Raw genomic sequence first — 25,908 nt, 5'->3', positions numbered from 1 at the left:
CCTGATAGGTAAAACAGTTCAAGCTTATGGTACACGATAATGGGATGCAACTCTCACCAATGACTGACGACGGTGGCTTCCTCACTCATCTACAATTGTTTTAAGCTTGGTAAAGTATTTTATTTTACTTTCTATCAACGGTGTCTGCTTGTTAATGACTAATTTTTTGCCAGACATTGGTCATTTGTTAGGAGTTTAGTTACCATCTGGTAAATTAACCAGATTGAAGATACAACAGACTCAATTCAACCCAAGGAAAGACCCGAAAGAGCGAACGACATACTACTAACGGAGGAGAACGAAGTTGTAGAATGTGATGAATGTCAAGCAGGTATTAAAGTGGATCTTTATGCAAAATATCTTAATCAATCAAATTACAGGTTTTAAATGTCCGAAAATCTTATATTCTTTAGTTGGATAATCTAAAAAGATAAATTTTATACATCAACCTATGTTTGGCGGCGAAAATTAAAACCGATGGAAGAGACGCTGAAAATTTTGGTTGTAGACGATGACGAAGTAGACCGGATAGCAATCTGTTCTGCCCTGACTAAAGCAGGTGTTCGGATAGAACTGTCTGAAGTAGGCAATGGTAATGAAGCATTCTCTGTCTTAAGCATTACTACTTACGATTGTGTTTTCCTCGACTATCGTTTACCAGATCGGGACGCACTAACCTTGATTCAACAGCTACGTTCTTCAGAAATTAAAGTTCCTTTAGTAGTTATAACTGGTCAAGGAGATGAAGAAATTACTCTTCAATTATTGAAAGCTGGTGCTACAGACTATCTCTCTAAGTCTAAAATATCCCCAGAAATTTTGTCGCAGGTTTTGCGGAATGCAATTCGGATTTATCGGGCGGAAATACAGGCAGATTTGGCAAATCAGCAGCTTAGAGAAACTCACGAACAACTCATTTTTAAGAATCAAGAATTGGAGAGGCAACAGCAACAGATTCAAATGCAAAACTTCAAGTTATTGGAGGCATCACGTCTAAAATCACTTTTTTTGGCAACTATTTCCCACGAACTTAGAACGCCGATGAATGCGATTATTGGCTTTTCACAAATACTCTTGCGTCCTAAGTTCGGTCAACTAACGCACCAGCAAGCAGATATGGTTGAGCGCATTTTGAATAATGGGAAGCATTTACTGATGCTACTCAATGAAGTTCTCGATTTTTCCAAGCTGGAGGGAGGAGGATTAGATTTCAAGGCAGAAAGATTTGATATATCAAAGGTAATCAATCTCGTTGTCAGTGAAATGCGTTCCCTCGCTGATGCTAAAAATCTTTCATTGTTAGTACAAACTGATTTGCAAAATCCTTTGATATTTAACGATCCAGTTCGTGTCAAACAGATTTTGATTAACTTGCTTTCCAACGCCATTAAATTTACAGAGTCTGGTGAAATCTCGGTTGAGGTTAAGGAATTACCTGGAAATCGAGTAGTAGTTATCGTTAAAGATACAGGTATTGGCATAGCCCCCAAAGATTTTAAACATATTTTTGAAGCATTTCGGCAAGTCGATCAAACTATCACTCGCAAATATCCAGGTACAGGTCTGGGTTTGGCAATTATAGATTCGCTAGTGCGAATGATGGGCGGTAAAATATTTCTTGAGAGTAAATTGGGGGTGGGTTCAATTTTTAAAATTGAATTGCCACGTCAAATTACATTACCGACTGTAGCAGCAAATGCTCCAGCTTCACAGTTAGATCGGGATGATTTTTTTTCTCCTGCACAAAATCCTCATCATTCATCTTCTCAAGCCAGAAAAATACCAATAGAATATCCTAAATTGAAAAATTACTTCCAGAAAAACTGATAAAAATTTATAAATCATGTCTGTAGTTGAAAATAATAAAGTTTATCGGATATTAGCAGTTGACGACACTCAAGATAATCTGATTTTGGTTCAAGCAATTTTAGAAAGTGAGGGGTATGAAATTGATTTGGCTTCAGATGGAATAAAAGCTTTACGGAAAATTGAGCAATCTCCACCCGATCTGATTCTGTTAGATGTAATGATGCCGGGGATAGATGGTTATGAAGTCACACGTCGGATTCGGAATAACCCTGCTATCTCTTATATTCCAATTCTATTAATTACTGCCTTTCATCAATCCAGCGTTGTCGAAGGTTTGGATGCTGGTGCTGACGATTTTATTCGTAAACCATTTGATACTGATGAACTACTGGCAAGGGTGCGATCGCTATTACGTCTCAAGCACAGTCTGGACGAACAACAAAAAATGGCCCGCCAACGGGAAGATTTTGTTTCCCGTCTGACTCATGATTTACGAACTCCTTTAGTAGCCGCCGATCGCATGTTGAATTTGTTTGAAATGGAAACATTCTGCAAAATTTCGCCGGAAATGAAACAAGCGATCGCAGTCATGATTCGCAGTAACCAAAATTTGATGGAAATGGTCAACACCCTATTAGAAGTCTATCGCTTCGAGGCGGGTAAAAAAACGTTGAATTGGGAGGAATGCGATTTATGTGAGATATCTCAAGAAGTAGTCAACGAATTAAGTCCTCTAACTAATGAAAAAGGCTTGACTCTGGAAATTGATACCCGTCAATTAGATCCACTGAGTCCAAATGCTGCTACGATCATGGGCGATCGTTTGGAATTACGGCGAGTGTTAAACAACTTGATTGCAAATGCCATCAAATTTACAGATACAGGAGGCATAACAATCCGCATTTATGAAACATCATCTAATCCAGGAGATCCAGATTCGGTAGTAATTGAGGTAGAAGATACAGGATATGGAATTGCGCCAGAAGATCGGGCAACAATTTTTGAGCGATTTCGCCAAGGCAGAAATAAACGATCGGGTAGTGGCTTAGGACTACATCTATCCCATCGCATTATAGAAGGGCACGCAGGAACTATCAAGGTCGCTTCGGAAGTAGGGAAAGGTAGTTTATTTACTGTGCAACTACCTAAAAATGCTTAAGTTGTTCTCCTTCACTACCGATTATTTTGCGGATATCTCCCAAGAAATTACATTTAATTTTGAATGTATTTTGATGCGCCCAGCAAAAATAAAATTAGCTTAAATTAATATGGATTAATTACAGCAGCATTTGAAGGTTAATCCAATCAGAATATTGCCGGATAACTTGCCTCTTCCAATATTTGTATACTCCCAACGGTAGATGTATCGCTCGATTAAAATAACTAAATCTACTTTTGTATCATTCTATAGATAGTAGAAATAACTATTTTACAAAGTTATTATTCAACCTATTAATGCCTGAAAAACGTGTATGCACCCTGGAATCATAACCCAGGGTCTTTTTTATAAAAACCTAGATAATCATCATTTTTTCATCATTGACTACTGTCCATGTCCACTCTCAACTTTTAATAGGGTGGACATGGACAGCAGTTAAAAAGGATTATAAAGTAAACTAAAATACAGACCGTTTTCTTGTAATGTTCTCTCATTTGAGTTAACAGATACCAAAGGAATACCCCAGTCAAGACGAACGGTGAAGCGATCGCCCTGTGCCCAACGCAACCCCAGACCAACAGCAGCTAAAGTATTACGATCGGGATTCTCTTCACCAGAACTGTTCCAGCCAACACCAAAATCCACAAAGGGAATAACCTGTAAGATGCTATTTATCTGCGGTAGGCGCAGAATCGGTACTTGAACTTCCGCAGAAACAAAAGTGGCATTATCCGTTAGCAGATAATCTTGACGGTAGCCGCGAATGCTATCCTGTCCACCTAAGCCAAATTGCTCTATCGGCAGAAGTGTTGTAGATGCAAGTTGCGTATTTAAACGAAGTAATAGTAAGGTTTCAGGAGCTAAAAGGCGCGCCCACTGCGCTTGCCCTTGCCAAGCAAAAAAACGGCTATCAGGAGCATCTTGATTAACCGTGGCATTCAACACATCTAGACCCAAACTGAATTGAGAGCGTAGGGCGATAACTTCACGACTGTTACGACTCGTCCATTCTTGAAAAAATCGCAACGCAGATACCCTAGTAGTCTGCCAAGGCAATTTTGCTAGGTTAAGCTTGGATATAAACGCTGCATCTTTCGGCGAGCATCTTTGGTTTGAAAAGCCCAATAGACACTGGCTTTTTGCTGATTACGTTGTTTCTCCCAAGCGGCAATCTCAGAAGATAATATTTCTGCATTAGGAATACGCCGTTCTAAACATTGGCGAGATAAAACAGATAATTCAATTTCTACTTGATTCAGCCAAGAGGCATGTTTAGGAGTATAGTGAAACTCTAATTTTTGAACAATTCGTCGCGCTTCTTCTGGTTGAAAAACTTCATATAATGCGCTGGGGGTATGAATATTCAGGTTATCAACTACTAAACGAATCACATCAGCATCTCGGTAGCAAACATCCACTAAATTTTTCATCTGAAGAGCAAAATCGGCTTTAGTTCGACGCTGTGTAACTTCAATATGCCGCCAGCCTGCCAAAGGTTGAAAACACGCAAATAAATTTACTGTCCCGTTCCGTTTATACTCAAAATCATAACGTTCAGGTTGCTCCGGCTCTAGTGGCAGAGGAAGTCTTACTTCTTCTACTAATTGATATGGGCGCTCATCAAAGCAAAGTACGGGGCGTTTAGGATCGTAAGGCTCATTGTATAAATCCAGTACATCTTCCATTCGGAAAACATATTCTGCATTAACTTCAGGAATGCACCACTGTTCTTTTAACCACGGTTTGATTTCATTTTTTTTAAAGTTTGACGTACTGTTTCATCCGAAATTGAATCTACGATCCCAACGTTCACTAAATGATCTGCTAATAATTGCATTGTCCAACGTACTCTTCCAACTGGTGGATTAGAACAAGCAGTTGCAATTAAAAATGCTTCTTGTTTTTCATTTAGTTTTTTAGGTTTTGGTGGATGGACTTCATCCTTTAAAGCAAAATCTAACCCTCCAATGACAAATTTTTCTCGTATTCGCTGTACTGTCGCAACATGCGCTCTAACTGTGCCAGCGATCGCTTGATCAGTTTCTCCTTCAGAAGCCATCAGAAGAATGTTTGCACGGATTATCGTTCTTGCTTTGTGCTTACCTTTTTTAATTATTGCTTGTAGTTGTGAAACTTCATCCTCATTCAAGTCTACAATGTACTTTTTTGCCATGTTATACCCCGTTTTTGGCTAGTTTACCAATTAAAGGTTTTACTTAGCAAAGTTAGCTTGGCAGACTACTAGTGCGTCCCTCATCATCAGCGCCAGGCGAAAGTAGAGAAGGGGGAAACCCTCCTTCGCTCTCTTTTTGTAGTTTCCACGAGATATCACTTTCGCGTCGGGAGGCTGTCAACCCAAGGACAAACTCTTGTGTAGGAGTTTGGACTATGGGCTGACGGAATGTCAGTTCGTAATAGCGAGAAGCCGATTCGATATCTAAAGTGTCGAAAGGAGGCTCAATGACATTACTTGATGTAGTGCCATAGTTAAAGCTAAGAGTTCCGTTGCGGGGATTAAGAGGCAATGTGTAACTAGCGTCAAAGGAGTTGCTACCATCAGTATTGGTGTAGCCTACACTTAGACCATCTCCCAATCCGAGTAAGTTGGCTTCATTCAATCTTAACCCGCGTCGGAAACTGCCAACACTAGGCGATCGCCCATTATCAAGAACTATTTGGCCACTAAAGGTTTTTGCCTCACTGATTTTAACTTCCAAAAGACTCGTACCCGTTTGCGATCCTGCTGAGAGTTCAGCAGTTACGTTTTTAATCAAAGGATTAAGTTGCAAAAGTTGCAAGGCTTCTAATAGACGCTGGCGATTCAAAGGTGGTGATGTCGCAATTGCTAGTCGGCTACGGACATAATTCGGATTCAGCCGCCGAGTCCCAGTTACCTGAATATCTTCTAATTTACCTTCGACCACCTGAATTTTGACAACACCAGATTGGATTGTTTGAGGTGGAATATAGGCACCAGAAGTAATGTAACCATTTTTGACATATAGATCGGTGATTTTAGAACGTGCTTGATACACTTGGGTCAGTGAGATCGGTCGTTTGGTAAATTCAGCAGTGGCGAGGGCTAATTCTTGGGCGCTAAAAACTGTGCTACCAACAACTTCAAAGCGTTCAACAACAATAGTTTGAGGAAAGTTGCCAGGGAGTGGTGCCTCAGGTGTGGGAGTTGGGGTAGAGGGTGGAAGTAGTTCTGCTGGTGGGGGGAGTGGCTGTGGCACTTCCGGTGAGGGAAGTGGTGAAGGTGTGGGTGGTTGGATATCCTGTGGTGGTGGAATTTGTTGTGATAGGATGAAATTACTTGTTGGTAATTGTGTAGTATCAACAGTCTCAGCTTTCAGTGGACTTAAAGATGTACTGCCAAGTAATAGAAGCATACTCAGCGGTAAGCAGGACACTATAAGATTCTGAGGGTATTTATCAATCATCGCGCTGGACTATTTTTGTCAGTAACTATGGGATTATACCGGGACTGCTTCAGATGTGAATCTTACTTCATCTTTTGTCGCTAAAGTTGATATCTTGAGCAAATCTCAATTTAAAAGCTAAATCATCTGGTGATTGCAGACTTAAAAGTATTAATAAGATATCTGGTGAAATTAAATTAATTATGCGTTGCTCGAAATCCTTGGTAGGCAAAATTTATGTAGTCAAAGGCTTCCCGTACCACTACGTGGAAGCAAGCTACGCGTAGTATCTCCGTGCTTTTTTTACAGTTGAAATCTGATACCAAATTTCTGATGAGAGTGTGCTGCAATCAGTAGACATCTTGGCATTTGTAACTTTTGCCTTGACGTTGGAGTGGATGTGAAAGGTTACTGGGTTTGGAAAAATTCCATCCTTTCCCCTTTACCCCATTTCTGCAAAAAGTCTAGTGTAGTTTCCCTTGTGCGTCTCTGAAAGATAAACCTACACCGCTCATTGAAACCTCCTACTTGTTGCCTTCTTCACTCCATACCACTTTCCTTAAACATTCCTATCAATTTACGTTTACGAGCGTGAGTTTGCATCAAGTTTTCCCGATAGCTTAACCAGTCAGCTTTCTTCCCAGATTTCAAATAGGCATTACGCGCCTTTTTCAACCATTCAACCGCGTAATAATAGTATTCGGCTTTACCTGCATCCATAATCTTTTCAGCACGGCGACGAGCATTAGCAATCACCCAACCAGGATTATGAGGGATAGCAGCATCCATGACTCGGTGAATTAACTCTGAACGATCGGAACTTAGTTCGCTAGCGATCGCAATTGCATCATCAATTAGCCCTTCATGCAAAAATATATCTACCTTGGCTGATTCTGTTCCCCAACCATTACAAGTACGAACAATTCTCAGCAGGTCTGTTTTGACACTTCCCCAGTTTTCCCCAGCGAATTCTGCCATTTTTTGGTAGTCCACCAAGGAGGGCTTTATTTCAAAAGCCGCCTTGATTGCTAATAAAGCAACTTCATTATTACCCAACTCAACAGCTAAATCACTTGTCCAAATTCCCAATTCATACTGACAATTACCCGGTAAATTTAATCCACTCTGGGCTATATCTAGTGATTGCTGTAACGCCCCCTGAACGCTGAGTGTTTTCGCTAGGGCAAAGGCTTCTTCCATTGAGTTCATCTGGGTATGAGCAGCATCAATTGCTTCTTCTACCCTGCCTAAACGCCCCAACATTGTCAGATATTGCTGAGTTTGCCCTTCCGCTTCTGCTAAATACAGGTATTCTTGATAACGTTCTTGACGTTCGAGAATTTTCAGGCGAATTAATGCCAAATCATCAGCATAATCTGGTACGTCTTCTTCCCAAGCTCCCCTTTCAGTAATGTTACCTTGGAGAACTTGTACCAGTGGCGGATAATCCCAACCTTGGCGTAAAGCCTCCATAACTAGACCAAAATCAGCATTCCACTCATCTTGCCAAGCTTCTAAATTTATTTGAATATCAACTTTTTCTTCTGGAGTAAGTTCGGTGCTGAGAATTGCTTCACACCAAGCATTATTTAATTCGCCGACAACTTCATCATTTTCAGCGCCGTATTCGGCAACATCATCCCAATTTTCCACACAGGTAGAGGTAATCGCTGACAAAATAGCGATCGCATTTTCACCTTCTCCCCGTTCGCTAAAATCTACCGCAGTTTGCACTACACTCAGCAAATCTTCGCCAATCGGGTCTTCTTCGTATCCCTCCTCAAAGTAGCGCACGGTATCCTTGAGAATTTGCCGTACTTGCCGCCGAAAAGCAGCCGGATCGATAGTACTGCGACGCACGGATTTGATGGTTGTTTGGTTGTCAGCAAGATTTGTCATCCAACTTACATGGCGGTCAATCGCCTCAATTAGAGGGGGGTATTCTGCTACCAACTCTTGCAGCAACCTTTGAGTTTCGATATAATTCAGGCGATTTAGTAGTTCCTCAAGGGTGGGGCGCTGCTCAATATTTTCTGAGTTACGCGCACAAACCAGCATCGTCGCTACTATGTGTTTGCACCACCCTTCATAGTCGTAGGCACAGGTGCATTTTACTGAGGTTAACCCACTGCTATCAAAATTCAGGTTGACATGATAAGGTCTAGCTTCGGTGCCTAGAACATCTGCCTGAAGCCGATGACCACGTTGGATAACGGTATGAACAGCACCAGCGTTATAATATGCCTCGCCCCGCTGGAAAGATTTGGCGTTGGCATGACGGCGGATAGTAAATTCACTAATTTGGGGAATAGACATCGAGCGATCGCCTGCGTAAATCTTCTGGATCAATCCTAAATCCAGCTTAGTGTTACGCTAACGCGCTGTAAAGAAAAAGGTGTGGCGATTCTGAATGAGACTGCAATTTCTATTCATTAACTAGCTCATAACAGGGAATCAGTTTCATTACCCTGCAAATACTCACTTCATTTCTTGTCGCTTTTCTGGGAAAACCAACCCATATAATGAAAATATCCATATTTTCGCCAGAAGTGAGTGAATCATAATTTGAGTTAGCAATACCCAAACCTGAAATCAGTGAACAGTCAACAGTAAACAGTCAGGGTAATGTAAGGTAAGGGATTTAGAGTTCAGCGATAAAACTGATAACTGATAACTGTTAAAAGGGTTGCGCTGATTGTCGGTCAAGTTGAGAATAAATAGGCGAAGCAGACGGGGAAACTAACGTGAGTCAAGGATATGATTACGATTTAGTAATTATCGGCGCTGGTGTAGGCGGACATGGCGCAGCCTTACACGCCGTAAGTTGTGGTTTGAAAACAGCAATTATTGAAGCTGCTGATATGGGAGGAACCTGTGTTAATCGGGGCTGTATTCCTTCTAAAGCGCTGCTGGCAGCATCTGGACGTGTGCGGGAGTTACGCAATGCCCACCACCTCAAGTCACTGGGAATTCAAATTGGTAGCGTAGAATTCGATCGCCAAGCGATCGCTAATCATGCCAACGATCTCGTCTCGAAAATTCAAGGCGACTTAACCAACAGCCTCAAACGTCTAAAAGTCGATATCATCAGAGGCTGGGGAAAAATCGCTGGGGCGCAAAAAGTCTCGATCGTCGGAGACGGTAGTGAAAAAACCATCACAGCCAAAGACATTATCCTTTCTCCTGGTTCAATTCCTTTTGTGCCTCCAGGGATTGAAGTAGACGGCAAAACTGTCTTTACCAGCGACCAAGGTGTGAAGTTGGAATCACTACCAGAGTGGGTAGCAATTATTGGCAGTGGTTATATCGGCTTAGAATTTTCTGATATTTACTCAGCTTTGGGTTGTGAAATCACCTTGATTGAAGCCCTAGATCAGTTAATGCCAGGATTTGACCGCGATATTGCCAAACTTGCCGAACGGGTGCTAATTACTCCCCGCGATATTGAAACGAAAGTCGGTATATACGCCAAAAAAGTTATCCCAGGTTCACCTGTGGTGATTGAGTTAGCGGATTTCAAAACCAAAGAAGATGTAGATGTCATCGAAGTAGATGCTTGCTTGGTGGCTACGGGACGCATCCCGGCGACCAAAAATCTTGGTTTAGAGTCTGTGGGCGTGGAAGTCGATCGGCGGAATTTTATTCCAGTAGACGATCGCATGGCAGTGCTATCAGCAGGTGAAGTAGTGCCGCATTTGTGGGCAATTGGCGACGCTAATGGGAAGATGATGTTAGCCCATGCTGCTTCTGCTCAAGGCATCATCGCGGTAGAAAATATAGTTGGGAGGGAAAGAATAGTAGACTATCGCAGCATCCCCGCAGCGGCATTTACCCACCCAGAAGTCAGCTATGTAGGCTTAACTGAAACAGCAGCTAAGGAGTTGGGACAAGCTGAAGGATTTGAAATCGCCACCAGTAGGAGTTACTTCAAAGGAAATTCCAAAGCGTTGGCAGAAAATGAAGCCGACGGTATTGCCAAGGTGATATATCGCAAAGACACCGGAGAAGTTTTGGGCGTTCACATTTTCGGACTGCACGCCTCAGACTTAATTCATGAAGCCTCAGCTGCGATCGCCAACCGTCAATCTGTCCAAAGTCTCGCACATCTAGTTCACGCCCACCCGACACTTTCGGAAGTCCTGGACGAAGCTTATAAACGAGCCATCTAAAAGTTAGAAGTGAAAAGTTAGGAGTGAAGAATTAATATCCCTAACTCCTGTACAGACGCGATTAATCGCGTCTCTACTCCCAACTCCTAACTCCTAACTCCCAACTCCTAACTCCTAACTCCTAACTCAGCACTAATTATGCAAATCCGTCGCCGTTCACCTAACCCAGCTATTTCCGTGTCCATGTTACGTTATCAGGCTGCCGTACCTGATGCAGCGCCAAACAACATTTTGGAAGAAATTGTCTGGCATAAAGAAGTTGAAGTTGACCAAATGCGTGAAAGGCTGCCTTTACGGGAATTGCAACATCAAGCACTCTCTGCGCCACCAACCCGTGATTTTGTTGCTGCTTTGCGTCAAGGTAAGACAAAGCCAGCATTGATTGCCGAAGTTAAAAAAGCTTCACCGAGTAAAGGCGTTTTACGAGCAGATTTTGACCCAGTAGCGATCGCCCTATCTTATCAGCAAGGAGGTGCTAGTTGTCTTTCTGTACTCACAGATGTCAAGTTCTTTCAAGGTAGTTTTGACAATTTAGCCAAAGTCCGGGCTGCCGTAGATTTGCCCCTACTGTGTAAAGAGTTTGTCATCTATCCTTACCAGATGTACTTAGCACGGGTTCAGGGTGCAGATGCGATTTTGTTGATTGCAGCTATTTTGAGCGATCGAGATTTGCAATACTTCTTGAAAATTGCTAACAACCTGAAAATGGCAGCCTTGATTGAAGTCCATAGTTTGGCAGAACTTGACCGTGTGTTAGCCTTAGATGGAGTCTCCCTGATAGGAATCAATAATCGCAATTTGGAAGATTTCTCTGTCGATCTGCAAACTACTTGCCAACTTTTGGCTGCAAGGGGTAGACAATTGCAAGAGAAAAATATCCTTGTTGTCAGCGAGTCAGGACTACACAACCCAGAAGATTTGAGTTTAGTGCTGACAGCAGGTGCATCTGCTGTACTCATTGGAGAATCTTTGGTAAAACAACCAGATCCCGGCGCTGCGATCGCCCGTATATTACCGAAGAATTTTTGAAATAAACACCCCATCTGCCCTAAAAGGCGCAGGGCAACTGCACATAATAGTTGAGCAATTGGGCATACTATGCGTATACACGCAGCACTTTGCTATCAAATATCATCAATATCTTTGCTAAATCTTCATTGCTAATCAAACCAAAGCCATAAGCAACTAGTTATTTATTATGTAACAATTTATTAACAAGAAATAAACTGTGACTAATACACAATCCCAAATATGAAATCAAAAGTTAACTTCATGGAGCAAATTCCTCTACCTTCGCCTATTCACTACGAACTTATACTTCAACTCTTAGAAAGACAAACTATGTTAGCAGTCAATGATAATCCAGATTTACGGCATCAGGTGAATCAGCTAATTATTACTCTCCGTAAAGCTGCTGTACAGCAAAAGCGACTAGAAGAAATTTGCGAGTTTTCCTCTGTAACTATCGATCACCGTTGGTCAATTAACCATCATAACGATAGCAAAGTTGTTGCCCCCGATTGAAAAAAATTGTCATCTTTATCAGATTTTAGTTTTGAGAAAGTTCATCTTGATTTAGACAAAACTGGAGATCGGTTAAAATAAAATATTGATGAGATTCTCTCTCGAAATTGACGAAAGATGAAATACAACAGCATTGATGAACTCCTCAGAAATAATCAGGCTTGGGTTGCCGAAAAGCTAGCTCTAGATCCAACTTACTTTCAAGAATTATCTAATGGACAAACACCACCTTTTCTATACATTGGCTGTTCTGATAGTCGTCTGGCATTAACAAAATTTACCCGTACAGAACCAGGAGAGTTATTTGTACATCGTAATATTGCCAATCAAGTTTCTCTAACGGATATAAACTTTTTAGCCGTTTTAGAATACGCAATTTTACACCTGAAAGTGGAACACATTATCGTTTGTGGTCACTACGATTGCGGAGGAATTAAGGCAGCTTTAGAAGGGCGAACTATCGGAATTCTTGATAACTGGGTAAATCCGATTCGGGAACTGTATTTAGAGAAACAAGAAGAAATTGATACTTTGCCAACAAGAGAAGAACGTCTGAATCGCTTGGCAGAAATCAATGTTGTGGCGCAAGTGAAAAATCTTTACCAAACTTCCGTCATGCGTCAAGTACTCCATGAGCGAAAAGCACCTATGGTTCACGGCTGGGTATTAGATATAAGCACTGGGTTAATCAAAGATTTAAACGTTTCAACTGTGCAATGGCAATTGCACATCTGCCCCTTGCTTCTAGAATTTAGACTCTATGCCATGTTAAAAAGTTAGAGTTAATTCGGTATTTACCGCCACACATAAGCCGACATTAAAGACTTGATAAATATTGTTTTTACAACTTTTATTTAGATATCGCGTTTTCTTAAGTAGTGTTTATATATATTTCAAAAATAAAATAGTATTTTTAGAGCTTTTTGTTTAATTAAAGTTACGAATACAAAGTAGTTAAGTTCATAAAATTTTTTATAGAGGCAATTTATGAATCGCCTCTATAACAATCACTAACACAGATATTGGTACGCTTAACCTACTTCTACAAAGAATTATTTCTTAGCAATTATCCATACTGCATGAATAATCCCAGGAATGTAACCAAACAGCGTCAAAAGTATATTAATCCAAAAGTCTATACCAAAACCTACTTGTAAAAAAACTCCCAAAGGCGGCAGAAAAATGGCACACAGAATCCGAACTAAATCCATTTAAACCTCCTGTTAATCTCAGAAAAGACAGCTTGTTGGCAAACTAATTTACCACTGTTCAAGCATATTTGTACTTCTCAAAGATAACATTCCCTCTCTTAATCTAGATAGCGCTTAAGATACGGTAAACCGCACTCAAGATTAGCCACCGCTAATTTTGGCTTTGTAACCTAGCTTGGTCAAAATCTCAACAATTTTCTGTTTGTGTTCGCCCTGAATTTCAATTTCGTTGTCTTTAAGTGTCCCACCTGTCCCACACTGGGTTTTCAACTGCTTCACCAAATCTGCTAAGGTTTCCGGTTTGGCTTGAAAACCGCTAATTACTGTGACGGTTTTGCCTTTGCGTCCTTTGCGGGAAGCTTGTACTTTCAAATTTTGTTGTTGTGGGGGTAGTTCTGGAATCGGTCTTTCTGTGGCGGCGGAGTTGTCATTGCCAAATTCGCGGTAGACAAAGCTTTTGTCAGAAGATTGAGACTTGGAAGAAGACATAAAATGAATGTTTAAGAAAAATTTCAAAAGCAGTGGAAACTTCTACGCAACCATTCTGCTGGGATACAATTTCTAGGCTAACATTACACATCCATACATCATAACCAAACTGACGTAATACTTGAACTGATTCAGGAAAATGGCTTGTCTATATCTATAATTAAACTAATTTTACCTAAACCATCTCAAACTCTAATTGATGACTCTTAAGAAAATCATGGGTGAAATGATCCACCATATTGGTATCAGCTAGTTCCAAATTATAAAAATCCACAGCTTCATGGTCAAAATGGGGGCCAGCGTGCCAAGTACCCTCATGTAGCTTGATAAAACAATTTCCCGGAATGCGGAAAGCAGCAATATCTTCTAATGCTGGTTCATTCACATCATTATGAGGAGGACAAACTGCAATTAACCAATCCTTCCCTTCCAAAGAACCCAGACATTGAGTGCATTGCACATGGCGAGTAATTTTGTGAAACTTTCGTCCTATTTTCTCCAATCGCATAAGATAAAATCGTGGAATCCCGTTTTGCAGGTTTAACTGGGCATCTTCCCCATCGTAAGTTTTGCCATCAAGACTTGCAAAAATAACCTGTCCATAAGGCCGAAAGTTTTCAGGAGTCACCCATTGCACTTGCAACTGTTGCACTGTCTTTGATGTGCTCATATCAAATCATTAAAAGTGATTATCTAAGTTTATTTTCGCCCATAATGACTGAATTTTACACAGTTATGATAGTGACTTCCTGAGTTTAAATGCCCTAAATTATGAAAAAATAACCTCAGCTAGCTAGATAACTACGTACTTGTTCTTTTTGGCGCCGGAGGAGACTAAGAGCTTTTTGTTCTATCTGACGCACCCGTTCTCGACTAATACCCATGCGATCGCCAATCTGTGCTAAAGAAAGTTCATACCCATCCGTTAGACCAAAACGTAGGGTTAATATTTCTCGCTGCTGGGGAGACAGCTTTGCCAATAAGTCTTGTAAGTCTTGGTGGAGAGATTCTTCAACGGCATAATCTTCAGGAGAAGGACCATCATCCTCCAGTATGTCTTGCAATTCTGTATCTTGTTGTTCGCCAACTCTCGCCTCTAGAGAGAAGGGCTGACGGGCCAAGTACAAACACTCTCGAACCTGGCTAGCTGTCAAAGATAAGGCAGTGGCAATTTCAGCAGTAGTAGGAACGCGACCCAACTGTTGAGATAATTCTCGCTGCACCCGTTTAATTTTGTTCAGTTTCTCAAAGATGTGGATCGGTAAACGAATTGTACGTCCTTGTTGAGCGATCGCCCGTGTGATTCCTTGACGAATCCACCAGTAAGCGTAGGTAGAAAACTTATAACCAAGGGCGGGATCAAATTTATCCACACCTCGCTCTAAACCTAAAGTACCTTCTTGAATTAAATCCATAAATTCCAGGTTACGGTGCTGGTATTTCTTTGCCACAGCTACCACTAACCGGAGATTAGCCTGAATCATTTTCTGCTTGGCGTGGTGTCCTAAATTTAGCTGTTGCTCTAGCACCTCCACAGTTAACTCCACCCGATCTGCCCATTCTTGTAGCGTGGGTTCGTGGTTTAATTTGACAGCCAATTCATCCTTAGCAGCTAATAAATTCATCATCTGCTGCACTTGTTGGGCAAAAATAACCTCTTGTTCGCGAGTCAACAAATCTACACGTCCGATATCTTGCAGATAACTACGCACAATATCATCTGTAGATCGAGGCTTTTTATCTGCGGTTAAACTTTTTTTCTTCGTTTTTTGAACTTCGGTATGTGGAGATGTTAAGTTGCTCATGGTTATTTGCTCCTCTGTAACCTCATCAATTTATTGGTATCAAGTCTAGATATTCAGACCCACAGCCATTTCACACTGCTAATCATAGATATCTTGCAAAAGTACTTAACACCCCATCCTTTAATTTCCTTCCCGCTTTTGGGGGAGGTAGACAAAGCAACGCTTTGCGAGGTGGGTTTATTAATTTGTAATTTATGCAAAAGGTCTAATCAATTTGCAACACTGATGAATTCTGATCTATGATACATTACAAGTTAATTCTTGGAGATAATAAACCCAAAATCAACCTACTCCTTAATAATAACATCATCATCAGTCACAAATCAATTACCTAAAGTATCATTAGCATATCCTTGGAAGTAATTACATTCCTTTATTATTGATTTTTGCATTTTCTAAAATTCAATTAACAATTAAATTTAGTCTAGTTATCCAATGCGCTTACTGGAAAAGTAAAAAATACTGAGCCACGATTCCATTATCTAAAAGATAAATTATTAATAGCAACTCTGAAAAATCACAAAAAGTTCATTTGTGTAATTGTTCATAGTCTAATTATCAATAAATGTAATTCATGAAATAAAAACTCATTAAATATAAAATATGCATTTTTTACCTCATTTTTTTGTAATACAATCTAAGCATATCAAGCCAAGTACATAGTGGGCGATCGTTAAATATGAAAGAAAGAATTTCTCCTGCTTCCCCTCTTTAATAACCGCTTTCTTTAAGAATCTGGTCAAATACTTTAGTAATGAGGCATCTACTGAAATTAATTATACGATATCCAGAACACCTGCACAGACGTAGCACTGCTACATCTGTACATTCATTCTTACTCATATCTCTTTCCTGAAATTTAGGACGATCCAGAAGACGCAGATATCTGTGACAATTGCACTTGTGTCATAATTTAACGCAGACATCTGTATTGGATGCGGTACAATCAACTCGATTACTACTAGAGAAATTTTATGGACTAAAAGTACTAACAGTGGTAGTATTAACATCAAGGATGATACTTGGCAAGACAGCAACACCCGCGATCGCCCTAACTAATATTCTCTTGAAGCGAAAAGATTTTTGTGTAAAAGTATCTAGTTGATTGCTGTGCAGCATTGCTTAAACAACAACATTCCCACTTTTTGGAGAAGTCGGAAATAGTCTAAAACTCCTAATGAAGGAATATCTCACAGCTTTATCGCTTACTAGTTTTAACTTTTAGTTGCACAAAAGCACAATTATCTATCTACATAAATGATTGGCTTATTGCAAAGATTTTTGGGAAAATGGTACTATATTGAAGTTTTAATCTAACTCTTCAACTATGACTTTAGTAGATATTGGTTAAGAAAAGCATTCACCTCATTGGCGCATAACCCAACATTAACTATTTTTCCTGCAATTCTTGAGAATGTCTAATCCTTTACCATTATTGCAGTGGTCTGGATCGAGTATAGATACATATATTTCATGTATCCGACAATCTTTAGCGATCGCTAAAGCACATACAGGTGTGCGTCCATGAAAAGAACAAGGTTCAAGAGTTATATCATGTCGGCTAATCACTTATGATTAACGTATCTGTGCAAAAATCCCAAAAGTCTCTTTCCCCCAGCTAATAGCCCCCAGCAAGAACTGCCCTCTAAATAATAAGTCTTCAACCTGACATGATATTACATACATTTTCAACAAGTTGAAAGCTTTACCTTGAATCTGTTTAAGTGCGTCAGCTTCAGCATGGTGTTTTCCTGGTGCTTGCGTGTATCCTTGAGCTACTATCTCTTGGCCATATACGATCGCACAGCCTACTGGTGGGTTCGGCAAACATTCCGGCAAAGCTTTTCTGCTTTGAGCTAAAGCAGCCAGCATAAATATTTCATCCATATTTGAGCGTAAATTATCTAGATAAATCACACTACCAAGAATTAGCTATTTTTTGTTAAAAAAGTTCCTAATATCAAAACTTAGTAACTGTCACACTAATACCAGAATCCAGTTTCGGAACTTTGAGATACTCAATTGGTTCAGTACTTTGAGTCTTGATTGGCTCCTGACATTGCTTAAAAAAAGCGCTGGGGTTATTGATGAACTCAAGCGGGTTAATTTTTTGGCATCCTCGCTCCTGCATTAGCGAAATTGATTCAGCAGTTTGTTTGGAATTATTAGTCTGTCCGATCAAATTACTCCATGTAGTATTAATCGTAGCTGGTTCTGTCAATAAAACTCCAGCCCGATCGCGATCGCCTATTTTTATGGGAACATTCTCTTGATTAGCATAGGCACTTTGACTGAGAGTGAATGTGCTAATCACAATGCCTAAGATCATAAAAGAGGATTTCATAATTCAATCTCTCAACATTTAATGTCAGTTTAATAATTACAATTGCCTAAATATAAAAACCAAGAAATAGCAGGCTAGCTTGAGTACCTTAGATTAACACACGTAATAATAAATATAGGGAAACTTCATTAAAAATATGTGAAATCTAGTAGAATCTGACGGGAGTTTGCCTACCTTGAACAAGTTGCTTGAGCTATTTGTCTGCTTAATTGAGATAGTAGCTGGATTTTTGCTATTTTGTACTAGTCTGATATAGACTAATTTCTCGATTTAGTCACGCTGTTATTTGATGCTCGTTTGTTGGACTGCGTTAAATTTAAGCTGGAGCCAATTTACTTAGTAATCGTATATAGTTCATTTGTGTTACAAAAATGAATGTATTTCTACATAAAGGCAAATTAAACTGATTGCGAGTCTTTATAGGTTCAATACCTAAATCATGCAATTTTATGATTGCTAGTACCGTATTATTACCAAACTTGACTATTATTTAGAGCAAAAATAAATTGTTAATTAAAGTTTTGAAGTAGCTTCTGTAAAGATTCATCCAGTCTTTCTAGGTATCTTTTTCACTGTCTAAAGCCTATCTCTGAAGTGCTTCCATTGCTTATATACTGACACAATTCTTCTATTCCTTACCCGGAACGAATTAACTCCTCTTGTCTTTTAAGAATTAGCAGACTGAGAATGAATATATTAGTCTATTGTATAAATTTTTTGTAAAGTTATAAAAATCAATGTTTTTACATAATATGATAGTGATTGTTAGCTTACTAATCAATACTTGCATTAGTAGTAGCATAAAACGAAGTTAACTAAAATTAAGTAAGCCCCAAAAATGGAAAGCGACTAAATCAGGGATAAATTTGTGATTTATCCTGTTTTTGCTCTCATTATAGTATCAGTATAAGTTAAAATTACAGCTTGCAAAACTATTAGTTAACTTCAGATATTGAAGAAACTCAGCAGCAAGTTATTAGCTACGAATTCATGCAAATATTAATATCGCAAAATAGACTTTATTAGGAATGTAGTCACAATTTTGAGAACAATTTGCTGTAAGTAAATAGTCTTTTTATAAAAGTTTACATATATTATGACAATGGAATCTTTACCAAATTTTGAAGAAGTAAATATTCAGAAATACTTAGAAGTTCTTCAACGGCGTTGGCTACCTCTAGTTGGAATTTTCGCCATATCTGTTAGCCTTGGATGCTTGTATGCATTTTCACTAAAACCTTCATACAAGGCAGAAGGAAGTTTAATGATTAAAACAAATCGCTCTTCCTCACTCACAGGCTTACCGGATGACATAGGACGCCTAGAAGCTTTGAATGTGAACGATAATCCCCTGGAAACTCAGGTGAGAGTTATTGGATCGAATCCAGTAATTGAGAAAACGATTAATTCCCTCAACCTTAAAGATAGTCAAGGCAAACTGCTCTCGATTCCCGATTTGGCAAAACAACTGAAAATAGAAGGAATTAAAGGTACTGATGTTGTACAACTTTCTTATAAAGGTGGCGATCCAGAACTAGCTGCCAAAATCGTTAATGAAGTTATTGACAGTTATATCGATCTAAATATCAAGGCTAATCAGAATGAAGCGCGGACAGCCAAACAGGTTCTTGTAACGGAAGTACCTAAAGCTGAGGAAGTTGTCAGAAGAGCCGAATCAAAACTGCGGCTATTTAAAGAAACGAATAAAGTTGTTGTTCTGGAACAAGAAGCAGCCGCAGCAGTCGATACCATTTCTAAGTTAGGAAATCAAATTTCTCAAGCTTTAGCTCAACTAGATGATGTGAAGGGTCGTCTAGAACAGTTAAGCAGTGAAGCTCAGATAGATTCACGGCAAGGTGTAATCGAATCTGAATTGAGTCAAGCACCTGGAGTTCAGAAAGTGCTAGCTCAACTTCAAGAAACAGAAAGCCAACTTGCACTAGAGCGTACCCGTTTTTCACCTGAACACCCTACAATTACTAACTTAGAAGAAAAAGTCTTAGCTCTTAAGAACTTGTTAAAAGAGCGGACAGGACAAGTAGCTGGTGGAGCACAGATAACACAGGGAAGTTTACAGGTTGGACAACTACGGCAAAGCCTAATTGCAGATATTACTCGTGCTCAGGCAGAACGTGTTGGTCTGGAGAGACAAATTGCCACACTCAAACAACAGCAAAATGCCTATATCAAACGAGCAAATAATTTGCCAAGGCTAGAACAAAGCCAACGAGAGCTAGAACGGAAATTGCAAGCAGCTCAAACGACTTACGAAACACTCTTAAAGAAACGCCAAGAGATTGATATTGCACAGAATCAAAAGATTCCTAATGCTCGTGTTATTTCCTATGCTTTAACCCCTGATAAAGCAGAAGGGCCTCGGAAAATGCTGTTTATTATTGGTGGAGCAGGAGTTGGTTTTTTCTTAGGTATCATTGTCGCCTTTACTTTAGACTTGATAGACCGCTCGGTGAAGACCGTCAAAGAAGCCAAAGAAGTCTTAAGATACAGTGTTTTGGGAGTAATTCCTACACAAGGTAGAAATGGTAAAGATCATTCTTCTATACCAGGGCTGGATAGAGCTATTCCCAAAATTATTGGCAGAGATATTCCTTACTTCCCTGTTGGTAATGCATATCAAATACTACAAGTAAACTTGAAGTTCCTCTGTTCTGATAAACCGCTCAAAAGCATTGTAATTACAAGTTCCGTTGCCAAAGAAGGAAAGTCTGACGTATCTGCAAATTTAGCTGTGACTATGGCTCAGGCGGGGCGTAGGGTGTTGTTAGTGGATGCAGATATGCGTCATCCCATACAGCATCATATCTGGGGGCTAACAAATACAATGGGATTAAGTAATGTAATAATTAATCAAGCTTCTTTAGATACAGTTGTTCAGGAAGTCATGCCTAATCTGGAAGTTCTTACTTCTGGAGTTTTGCCTCCCAATCCAGTGGCAATGCTAGATTCTCAACGTATGGCAACATTAATTAGTAACTTTGGGAGAGATTACGACCTTGTAATTTTTGATACTCCTCCATTGTCAGGAATAGCAGATGCTGCTGTTTTAAGCACTTTGACTGACGGTATCTTATTAGTCGTTCGTCCTGGAGTGGTTGACTTGAACAGTGCAAATGCAGCTAAAGAGTTTTTAACTCAGTCAGGTCAGAAGGTATTAGGGATAGTCATCAATGGTGTGAATACTAAAAATGAACCTAATAATTATTTTTATGACACCAAAAAACGACAAATTGAACAAGATTTGGTATCTTCTAGCAGCTTAACTAAATTTCGCAAAGAGCGTTAAGTTTTTTTAGAAATTGTGAAAGCTACCATCACTAAAACTATCTAAACCTAATTTTGTGAGTGTAGGAATAATGGATAAAACTAAAATCAAAACTTCTTGTTTAATTAACAATTACAATTATGCTGAATTTCTATCTGAGGCAATTGATAGCGCTTTAAATCAGACAGTCAAATTTGATGAAATTATTATTGTTGATGATGCATCTACAGATAATTCTGTGAAAATCATCAATAAATTTACTCAACTAGCTAATGTTAAGTCAATTTTTAAAGAACAAAATCAAGGACAACTATCATCTTTTAATGAAGGATTTTTAGCTGCTACTGGTGACATTTTATTTTTTTTAGATGCTGATGATATTTATGAACCTCAGTATTTAGAAAACGCTCTAAATTTTTACAATAGACGCAGTGAATGTGATTTTTTATTTTGTGCGTATAAAAAATTTGGAGCAGTAGAAGGCATATTTCAAGACGATGTAGTTGATTTAGATTTAGGTTATTCAGTAATTAGAACTTTATATAATGGTGAATGGATTGGTTCTATAACTTCAACATTATCAATACGTAGAGAAATAGTCAGAAAATTTTTACCTATTCCAAATTTAGAAGATTGGCGTGTAAGGGCTGATGACTGTTTGGTATGGGGAGCTTCTTTGGTGGGGGCTAAAAAGTTTTATATGTCTAAACCTTTAGTAAGGTATAGAATACACGATCATAATAAATATCATAATAAGAACTTTTTAGATGTAGACAAAAACTATGAATACAAAAGATTCTGGAAACGTAATTCTCTCTTTAATTACATCCTGCAAAAAAACAATTTTAGCTCTCCATTATTTTTAGCTTTTACATCTATCAATGAATTACAAACAATACCATGCCCAAAATCTCAAGATTTTGTTACTTATTTGAAAATAATATTTTTATTTGAGCATAGTTTGTATTGGAAAATTAAGGGCATTATTTTCCTATTTAACTATTTTTTGAAAATTTTGATTATTGGTAAATTCAAAATATCGTCAACGCTCAATAATATAAGTTCTAAGTAAATACACTTTATTTCGTATTTTCAAAAATTGAAAACTTCACTAACAAGATGGATAAGTACAAATAATTTCAGATGATTAGTTCATAAAAATAATGTTAAGTAAATTAAAAATCAAAAACTTATCGCAATTTAAATCTCGTTCTGGTCTGCGTGCAATTATTGCTAATACAGGTTGGTTATTTGCTGACCGCATTCTACGTATGGGTGCAAGCTTAGTTGTAGGAGTATGGGTAGCACGTTATTTAGGAGTACAACAGTATGGTCTATTTAACTATGCTTTAGCTTTTGTTGCCTTATTTAGTCCAATTTTTACTCTCGGACTAGACGACGTAGTAGTTCGCCATCTTGTGCGTCAATTATCAAACAAAGAGGAAATTTTAGGAACTACTTTTTGGCTAAAATTTTTGGGTGGAATTGCTTCTGTTTTATTGGCAGTTAGCACAATGTTTTTCTTAGGTGAGCATGAAACACTAAAGATATGGCTAGTGGTAATTTTAGGAACAGCAGGAGTTTTTAGGGCATCTGATACTATTGAACTGTGGTTTCAATCACAGGTGCAGTCAAAGTATACTGTGATCGCTAAAAACACGGCGTTTCTGCTAAACACTGTCATCAAAATTGCATTAATTTTAACAAAAGCACCATTGCTAGCTTTTGCTTTGGTAACATTAGCAGAATTTGTAATGAGTGCAATTGCCTTACTGATTGTTTACCAAATCAAAGGATCTTCGTTGTGGTTATGGCGTTGGAGCATTGCGGCTGCCAAAACTCTTCTGAAAGAGAGTTTACCTCTCATTTTTTCGGGGTTCGCCATCATGATTTTTATGAGAATAGATCAGGTGATGTTAGGTCAAATGATTGGAGATAGTGAGGTTGGAGTTTATTCTGCTGCTGTGCGTATTTCTGAAATTTGGTATTTTATTCCAGGGGCTATTGTTTCTTCTGTTGCTCCGGCAATTTATGCAGCAAAAGAAAAATCAGAAAGTCTTTACTATCAGCGAATAGGACAATTACTTAGTCTAATGACATGTATATCTTTAGCAATTGCTCTTCCAATGTCCTTTTTATCTGACAACATAATTATGGTGATGTTTGGAAGTGGATATGCAGATGCAGGAGCAATATTAGCAGTTCATATTTGGACTTCTTTCTTTGTATTTATGGGTCTTGCAACATCGCCTTGGTTTATTGCTGAAGGTTTAAACCACGTTTCTTTAGGTAAAACTTTATTTGGGGCAATATTAAACATTATTCTGAATTTATTACTTATTCCTAAATATGCAGGACTTGGAGCTGCGATCGCAACAATAATATCTCAAGCTGCTGCTGCTTTTATATGTAATGCATTTGATTCAAGAACACAAAAACTATTTAAAATTCAAGTGCGATCGCTTATTCATTTTTATAGATACTAATCGTTGTTACTGAAATTTTATTATTATGCAAACACCCGTGACTTTTATTATTTTTAAACGTCCACAAACAACAGAGAAAGTTTTTGAAGCTATTCGCCAAGCCAAGCCAACAAGACTTTTTGTAATTGCAGATGGACCCCGCACTGACCGCGAAGGTGAGGCAGAAAAATGCGAAGCAACTAGGGCAGTTATTGAGAGAGTTGATTGGAATTGTGAAGTAATTAAAAATTATTCTGATATCAACTTAGGTTGCGCAAAACGAGTATCAAGCGGCTTAAGTTGGGTTTTTAATAATGTTGAAGAAACAATTATTTTAGAAGATGATTGTATTCCTCATCCAACTTTTTTCAGGTTTAGTCAAGAACTGCTGGAAAAATATAGAAATGATACCAGAATCGCCACAATCTCTGCTCAAAATCTCCAACTAGAAAAAAAACGTACAAATTACAGTTATTATTTTTCTCGCTACAACCACTGCTGGGGTTGGGCAAGTTGGAGACGTGCTTGGCAACATTATGATTTGACTATTAAACTCTGGAAAGAGGTGCAAGCAGAAAATCTTTTACATGACATTCTTATAGACCAAAAAGCGGTAAATTCTTGGCAACGAATATTTCAATCTGTTTATGACAATCCTACAGGTATAACCTGGGATTATCAATGGACATTTGCTTGTTGGATGCAGGGAAGCTTAAGTATTATTCCCAATGTCAATTTAATCTCTAATGTTGGTGTTGGTGCAGACGCAACTCATTTCACTTCAAATCAAGAATTTTCCTTCATCAATATGCCCATACAGGCAATGGAATTTCCCTTAAAGCATCCACCATTTATTGTCAGGAATGTAGAAGCAGATAATTTTATACAAAAAACAGTTTATAAAGCAACTACATTAGATATTTTTAAAGAAGAAGTGAAGAAAAGATTGAATTACTTAATGATAAAAAATAGGTCACTTAAATCTCAGAAATGAAAATAAAACTAACAGAAAAAATATTAACTATCTTGCTACTACTAATTTCTGTAGGGGCATTAACAATACACCCCGCACAAGAAGTTTCAATGTCTACACTTGGAGGTGATAAGCTAGATACTTTGTTCAATATAGTTTCATATTTAATCCTATTTTATTTTCTAATTTCATACTGGAAAGGTTTTCTTTATGTAATTATTAGAAGTCCGCTACAGTTTTTATTACTAGCAATAGTTATATTTTCTCTTTTATGGTCAGAAGACCTAAGTTCTAGTCTTACTTATTTAAGAGGTCTAATCAGAATATATTTTCTTGCCATCTATTTAGCAATGCGTTATCCCCTTAAGGAACAAATTAAGCTGATAGCTTGGGCACTTGGGGTAGCTGCATCATTATCTATGCTATTTTCTGCATTTGTACCAGGTTATATTCACGAATCACCTGAGTTACTAGGTATGTGGAGTGGAATTTATGGTCATAAAAATGAATTAGGTTACATGATGGCTTGGAGTGCAGGAGTTTTTTTGCACCTGGCTCTTAGTGGTCATCGATATCGTTGGTTGATGTGGGCACTATGTGGGATATCTATATGTCTAATTATCCTTTCACGTTCAACAACATCTTTAACGATTTTATTGACAATGATATTGCTTTTACCTGTCTATAGATCCCTGAAGAAAACTAATTATAAGTTACAAGTTATTACGATAACTTCAACTTTGATGTTGCTGATGATTTCTTCAATATTACTTCTCAATAATGCCGAAACTGTAGTTGGTACTTCTGGTAAAGACCTTACCTTCAATGGACGCTCTGACCTCTGGGAGCTAGTAATTTCTAAGATTTTGGAGAGACCTTGGTTAGGTTATGGATTTTCGGGATTTTGGACTAGTAATGCTGCATCCAAATTAAGAGCTACTTACGATTGGGCAAGTAACGCCCATAATGGTTTTTTAGAATTATTGTTAGAATTGGGATTCTTAGGGTTTTTGACTTTTGCAGTCGGGTTTGTCCGGTTTTTCGTAATGGCATTGACTCGAATTATTTCTGTCGCTAAAAAGCCAGAAGATTATTGGCCAATGCAGATGCTAATTATCATTGTCATAGTGAATTTTTCAGAAGCCAGATTATTAACTCCAAGCTGGAATTGGTTAATGTATATCACCACGTCATTATCTTTAACTGTTGAATCTCAACGAAATTATAAAAAGATTTTATTCAATTAGTTTTTATG

Annotated in this window: 20 protein-coding genes and 2 pseudogenes; 11 read left to right on the top strand and 11 right to left on the bottom strand. The window is 38.6% G+C overall.

Features of this window, described 5'->3' with window-relative positions:
- Positions 1-477 precede the first annotated feature (477 nt).
- The gene (locus tag NSTC731_RS16920) at positions 478-1,827 is read left to right on the top strand and encodes an ATP-binding protein (protein ID WP_445631800.1); all 1,350 of its coding nucleotides are present in this window, start codon (positions 478-480) and stop codon (positions 1,825-1,827) included.
- Between the two features lie 16 nt (positions 1,828-1,843).
- Entirely contained in the window at positions 1,844-2,968 is a 1,125-nt protein-coding gene (locus NSTC731_RS16915; protein WP_445631799.1) for a hybrid sensor histidine kinase/response regulator, read from the top strand.
- Between the two features lie 435 nt (positions 2,969-3,403).
- Here NSTC731_RS16915 and NSTC731_RS16910 read toward each other — a convergent pair.
- The 4 genes and pseudogenes from NSTC731_RS16910 to NSTC731_RS16895 all read right to left on the bottom strand — a co-directional run.
- A pseudogene (locus NSTC731_RS16910) lies at positions 3,404-4,009 on the bottom strand (ShlB/FhaC/HecB family hemolysin secretion/activation protein); the annotation flags it as partial.
- A gap of 20 nt (positions 4,010-4,029) precedes the next feature.
- A protein-coding gene (locus NSTC731_RS16905; protein ID WP_445631798.1) for an IS630 family transposase occupies positions 4,030-5,141 on the bottom strand; the annotation gives its coding sequence in 2 pieces (ribosomal slippage) (positions 4,030-4,721 and positions 4,721-5,141; 1,113 coding nt in all).
- Positions 5,142-5,211: 70 nt separating this feature from the next.
- Positions 5,212-6,411, bottom strand: a pseudogene (locus tag NSTC731_RS16900) (ShlB/FhaC/HecB family hemolysin secretion/activation protein); the annotation flags it as partial.
- Positions 6,412-6,930: 519 nt separating this feature from the next.
- On the bottom strand, positions 6,931-8,706 hold the full coding sequence (locus tag NSTC731_RS16895; RefSeq protein ID WP_445632112.1) for an SWIM zinc finger family protein: 1,776 nt from the start codon (positions 8,704-8,706) through the stop codon (positions 6,931-6,933).
- Positions 8,707-9,134: 428 nt separating this feature from the next.
- Between NSTC731_RS16895 and lpdA the strand changes: the two genes are divergently transcribed.
- The 4 genes from lpdA to NSTC731_RS16875 all read left to right on the top strand — a co-directional run bounded on the left by lpdA (position 9,135) and on the right by NSTC731_RS16875 (position 12,863).
- Positions 9,135-10,559, top strand: coding sequence for a dihydrolipoyl dehydrogenase (lpdA, locus tag NSTC731_RS16890; protein ID WP_445631797.1), 1,425 nt, complete (start codon positions 9,135-9,137; stop codon positions 10,557-10,559).
- Between the two features lie 138 nt (positions 10,560-10,697).
- Positions 10,698-11,588: an indole-3-glycerol phosphate synthase TrpC gene (gene trpC, locus NSTC731_RS16885; protein WP_445631796.1), complete on the top strand. Its 891-nt coding sequence runs from the start codon at positions 10,698-10,700 to the stop codon at positions 11,586-11,588.
- Between the two features lie 243 nt (positions 11,589-11,831).
- Positions 11,832-12,083 (top strand): DUF5340 domain-containing protein, encoded by a 252-nt coding sequence (locus NSTC731_RS16880; protein ID WP_069072137.1) that lies wholly within the window; start codon positions 11,832-11,834, stop codon positions 12,081-12,083.
- Positions 12,084-12,200: 117 nt separating this feature from the next.
- Positions 12,201-12,863 carry a carbonic anhydrase gene (locus NSTC731_RS16875; protein ID WP_445631795.1) on the top strand — a complete coding sequence of 221 codons (663 nt, stop codon included), beginning with the start codon at positions 12,201-12,203 and terminating at the stop codon, positions 12,861-12,863.
- 272 nt (positions 12,864-13,135) lie between these two features.
- Here NSTC731_RS16875 and NSTC731_RS16870 read toward each other — a convergent pair whose 3' ends face one another.
- From NSTC731_RS16870 to NSTC731_RS16840, 7 genes are all read right to left on the bottom strand, one after another.
- Positions 13,136-13,294, bottom strand: coding sequence for a YqaE/Pmp3 family membrane protein (locus tag NSTC731_RS16870; RefSeq protein ID WP_179065728.1), 159 nt, complete (start codon positions 13,292-13,294; stop codon positions 13,136-13,138).
- A gap of 141 nt (positions 13,295-13,435) precedes the next feature.
- Positions 13,436-13,783 carry a translation initiation factor gene (locus NSTC731_RS16865; protein ID WP_445631794.1) on the bottom strand — a complete coding sequence of 116 codons (348 nt, stop codon included), beginning with the start codon at positions 13,781-13,783 and terminating at the stop codon, positions 13,436-13,438.
- Positions 13,784-13,958: 175 nt separating this feature from the next.
- On the bottom strand, positions 13,959-14,453 hold the full coding sequence (locus NSTC731_RS16860; protein WP_445631793.1) for an ureidoglycolate lyase: 495 nt from the start codon (positions 14,451-14,453) through the stop codon (positions 13,959-13,961).
- Between the two features lie 115 nt (positions 14,454-14,568).
- A complete protein-coding gene (locus NSTC731_RS16855) occupies positions 14,569-15,588 on the bottom strand; it encodes an RpoD/SigA family RNA polymerase sigma factor (RefSeq protein WP_445631792.1) in 1,020 nt (339 codons plus the stop codon).
- Positions 15,589-16,560: 972 nt separating this feature from the next.
- Positions 16,561-16,707: a hypothetical protein gene (locus NSTC731_RS16850; RefSeq protein ID WP_445631791.1), complete on the bottom strand. Its 147-nt coding sequence runs from the start codon at positions 16,705-16,707 to the stop codon at positions 16,561-16,563.
- A 456-nt stretch (positions 16,708-17,163) separates the two neighbouring features.
- Positions 17,164-17,475 carry a hypothetical protein gene (locus tag NSTC731_RS16845; protein ID WP_445631790.1) on the bottom strand — a complete coding sequence of 104 codons (312 nt, stop codon included), beginning with the start codon at positions 17,473-17,475 and terminating at the stop codon, positions 17,164-17,166.
- Between the two features lie 73 nt (positions 17,476-17,548).
- Complete coding sequence (locus tag NSTC731_RS16840) at positions 17,549-17,932, bottom strand: hypothetical protein (protein WP_445631789.1); 384 nt, start codon at positions 17,930-17,932, stop codon at positions 17,549-17,551.
- A gap of 1,096 nt (positions 17,933-19,028) precedes the next feature.
- Between NSTC731_RS16840 and NSTC731_RS16835 the strand changes: the two genes are divergently transcribed.
- From NSTC731_RS16835 to NSTC731_RS16815, 5 genes are all read left to right on the top strand, one after another.
- On the top strand, positions 19,029-21,236 hold the full coding sequence (locus NSTC731_RS16835) for a GumC family protein (RefSeq protein WP_445631788.1): 2,208 nt from the start codon (positions 19,029-19,031) through the stop codon (positions 21,234-21,236).
- Between the two features lie 70 nt (positions 21,237-21,306).
- Positions 21,307-22,287 (top strand): glycosyltransferase family 2 protein, encoded by a 981-nt coding sequence (locus NSTC731_RS16830; RefSeq protein ID WP_445631787.1) that lies wholly within the window; start codon positions 21,307-21,309, stop codon positions 22,285-22,287.
- Between the two features lie 91 nt (positions 22,288-22,378).
- Positions 22,379-23,701: a flippase gene (locus tag NSTC731_RS16825; RefSeq protein WP_445631786.1), complete on the top strand. Its 1,323-nt coding sequence runs from the start codon at positions 22,379-22,381 to the stop codon at positions 23,699-23,701.
- Between the two features lie 25 nt (positions 23,702-23,726).
- Positions 23,727-24,674 (top strand): glycosyltransferase family 2 protein, encoded by a 948-nt coding sequence (locus tag NSTC731_RS16820; protein ID WP_445631785.1) that lies wholly within the window; start codon positions 23,727-23,729, stop codon positions 24,672-24,674.
- Positions 24,671-25,900, top strand: a complete 1,230-nt coding sequence (locus NSTC731_RS16815; RefSeq protein ID WP_445631784.1) for an O-antigen ligase family protein — start codon at positions 24,671-24,673, stop codon at positions 25,898-25,900. Before NSTC731_RS16820 ends, NSTC731_RS16815 begins: the two co-directional genes overlap by 4 nt.
- The last annotated feature ends 8 nt before the right edge of the window (positions 25,901-25,908 follow it).

The sequence above is a fragment of the Nostoc sp. DSM 114167 genome (genome assembly GCF_052692655.1).
This window is presented reverse-complemented; position numbering and strand designations above follow the sequence as displayed.

What these genes read in the sequence shown, in the direction of transcription:
- NSTC731_RS16920 (WP_445631800.1), top strand. Translation starts at nt 478, where the DNA reads ATGGAAGAGACGCTGAAAATTTTGGTTGTAGACGATGACGAAGTAGAC.
- NSTC731_RS16915 (WP_445631799.1), top strand. Translation starts at nt 1,844, where the DNA reads ATGTCTGTAGTTGAAAATAATAAAGTTTATCGGATATTAGCAGTTGAC.
- NSTC731_RS16895 (WP_445632112.1), bottom strand. Translation starts at nt 8,706, where the DNA reads ATGTCTATTCCCCAAATTAGTGAATTTACTATCCGCCGTCATGCCAAC.
- trpC (WP_445631796.1), top strand. Translation starts at nt 10,698, where the DNA reads ATGCAAATCCGTCGCCGTTCACCTAACCCAGCTATTTCCGTGTCCATG.
- NSTC731_RS16880 (WP_069072137.1), top strand. Translation starts at nt 11,832, where the DNA reads ATGGAGCAAATTCCTCTACCTTCGCCTATTCACTACGAACTTATACTT.
- NSTC731_RS16875 (WP_445631795.1), top strand. Translation starts at nt 12,201, where the DNA reads ATGAAATACAACAGCATTGATGAACTCCTCAGAAATAATCAGGCTTGG.
- NSTC731_RS16870 (WP_179065728.1), bottom strand. Translation starts at nt 13,294, where the DNA reads ATGGATTTAGTTCGGATTCTGTGTGCCATTTTTCTGCCGCCTTTGGGA.
- NSTC731_RS16865 (WP_445631794.1), bottom strand. Translation starts at nt 13,783, where the DNA reads ATGTCTTCTTCCAAGTCTCAATCTTCTGACAAAAGCTTTGTCTACCGC.
- NSTC731_RS16860 (WP_445631793.1), bottom strand. Translation starts at nt 14,453, where the DNA reads ATGAGCACATCAAAGACAGTGCAACAGTTGCAAGTGCAATGGGTGACT.
- NSTC731_RS16855 (WP_445631792.1), bottom strand. Translation starts at nt 15,588, where the DNA reads ATGAGCAACTTAACATCTCCACATACCGAAGTTCAAAAAACGAAGAAA.
- NSTC731_RS16850 (WP_445631791.1), bottom strand. Translation starts at nt 16,707, where the DNA reads ATGCTGCACAGCAATCAACTAGATACTTTTACACAAAAATCTTTTCGC.
- NSTC731_RS16845 (WP_445631790.1), bottom strand. Translation starts at nt 17,475, where the DNA reads ATGGATGAAATATTTATGCTGGCTGCTTTAGCTCAAAGCAGAAAAGCT.
- NSTC731_RS16840 (WP_445631789.1), bottom strand. Translation starts at nt 17,932, where the DNA reads ATGAAATCCTCTTTTATGATCTTAGGCATTGTGATTAGCACATTCACT.
- NSTC731_RS16835 (WP_445631788.1), top strand. Translation starts at nt 19,029, where the DNA reads ATGACAATGGAATCTTTACCAAATTTTGAAGAAGTAAATATTCAGAAA.
- NSTC731_RS16830 (WP_445631787.1), top strand. Translation starts at nt 21,307, where the DNA reads ATGGATAAAACTAAAATCAAAACTTCTTGTTTAATTAACAATTACAAT.
- NSTC731_RS16825 (WP_445631786.1), top strand. Translation starts at nt 22,379, where the DNA reads ATGTTAAGTAAATTAAAAATCAAAAACTTATCGCAATTTAAATCTCGT.
- NSTC731_RS16820 (WP_445631785.1), top strand. Translation starts at nt 23,727, where the DNA reads ATGCAAACACCCGTGACTTTTATTATTTTTAAACGTCCACAAACAACA.
- NSTC731_RS16815 (WP_445631784.1), top strand. Translation starts at nt 24,671, where the DNA reads ATGAAAATAAAACTAACAGAAAAAATATTAACTATCTTGCTACTACTA.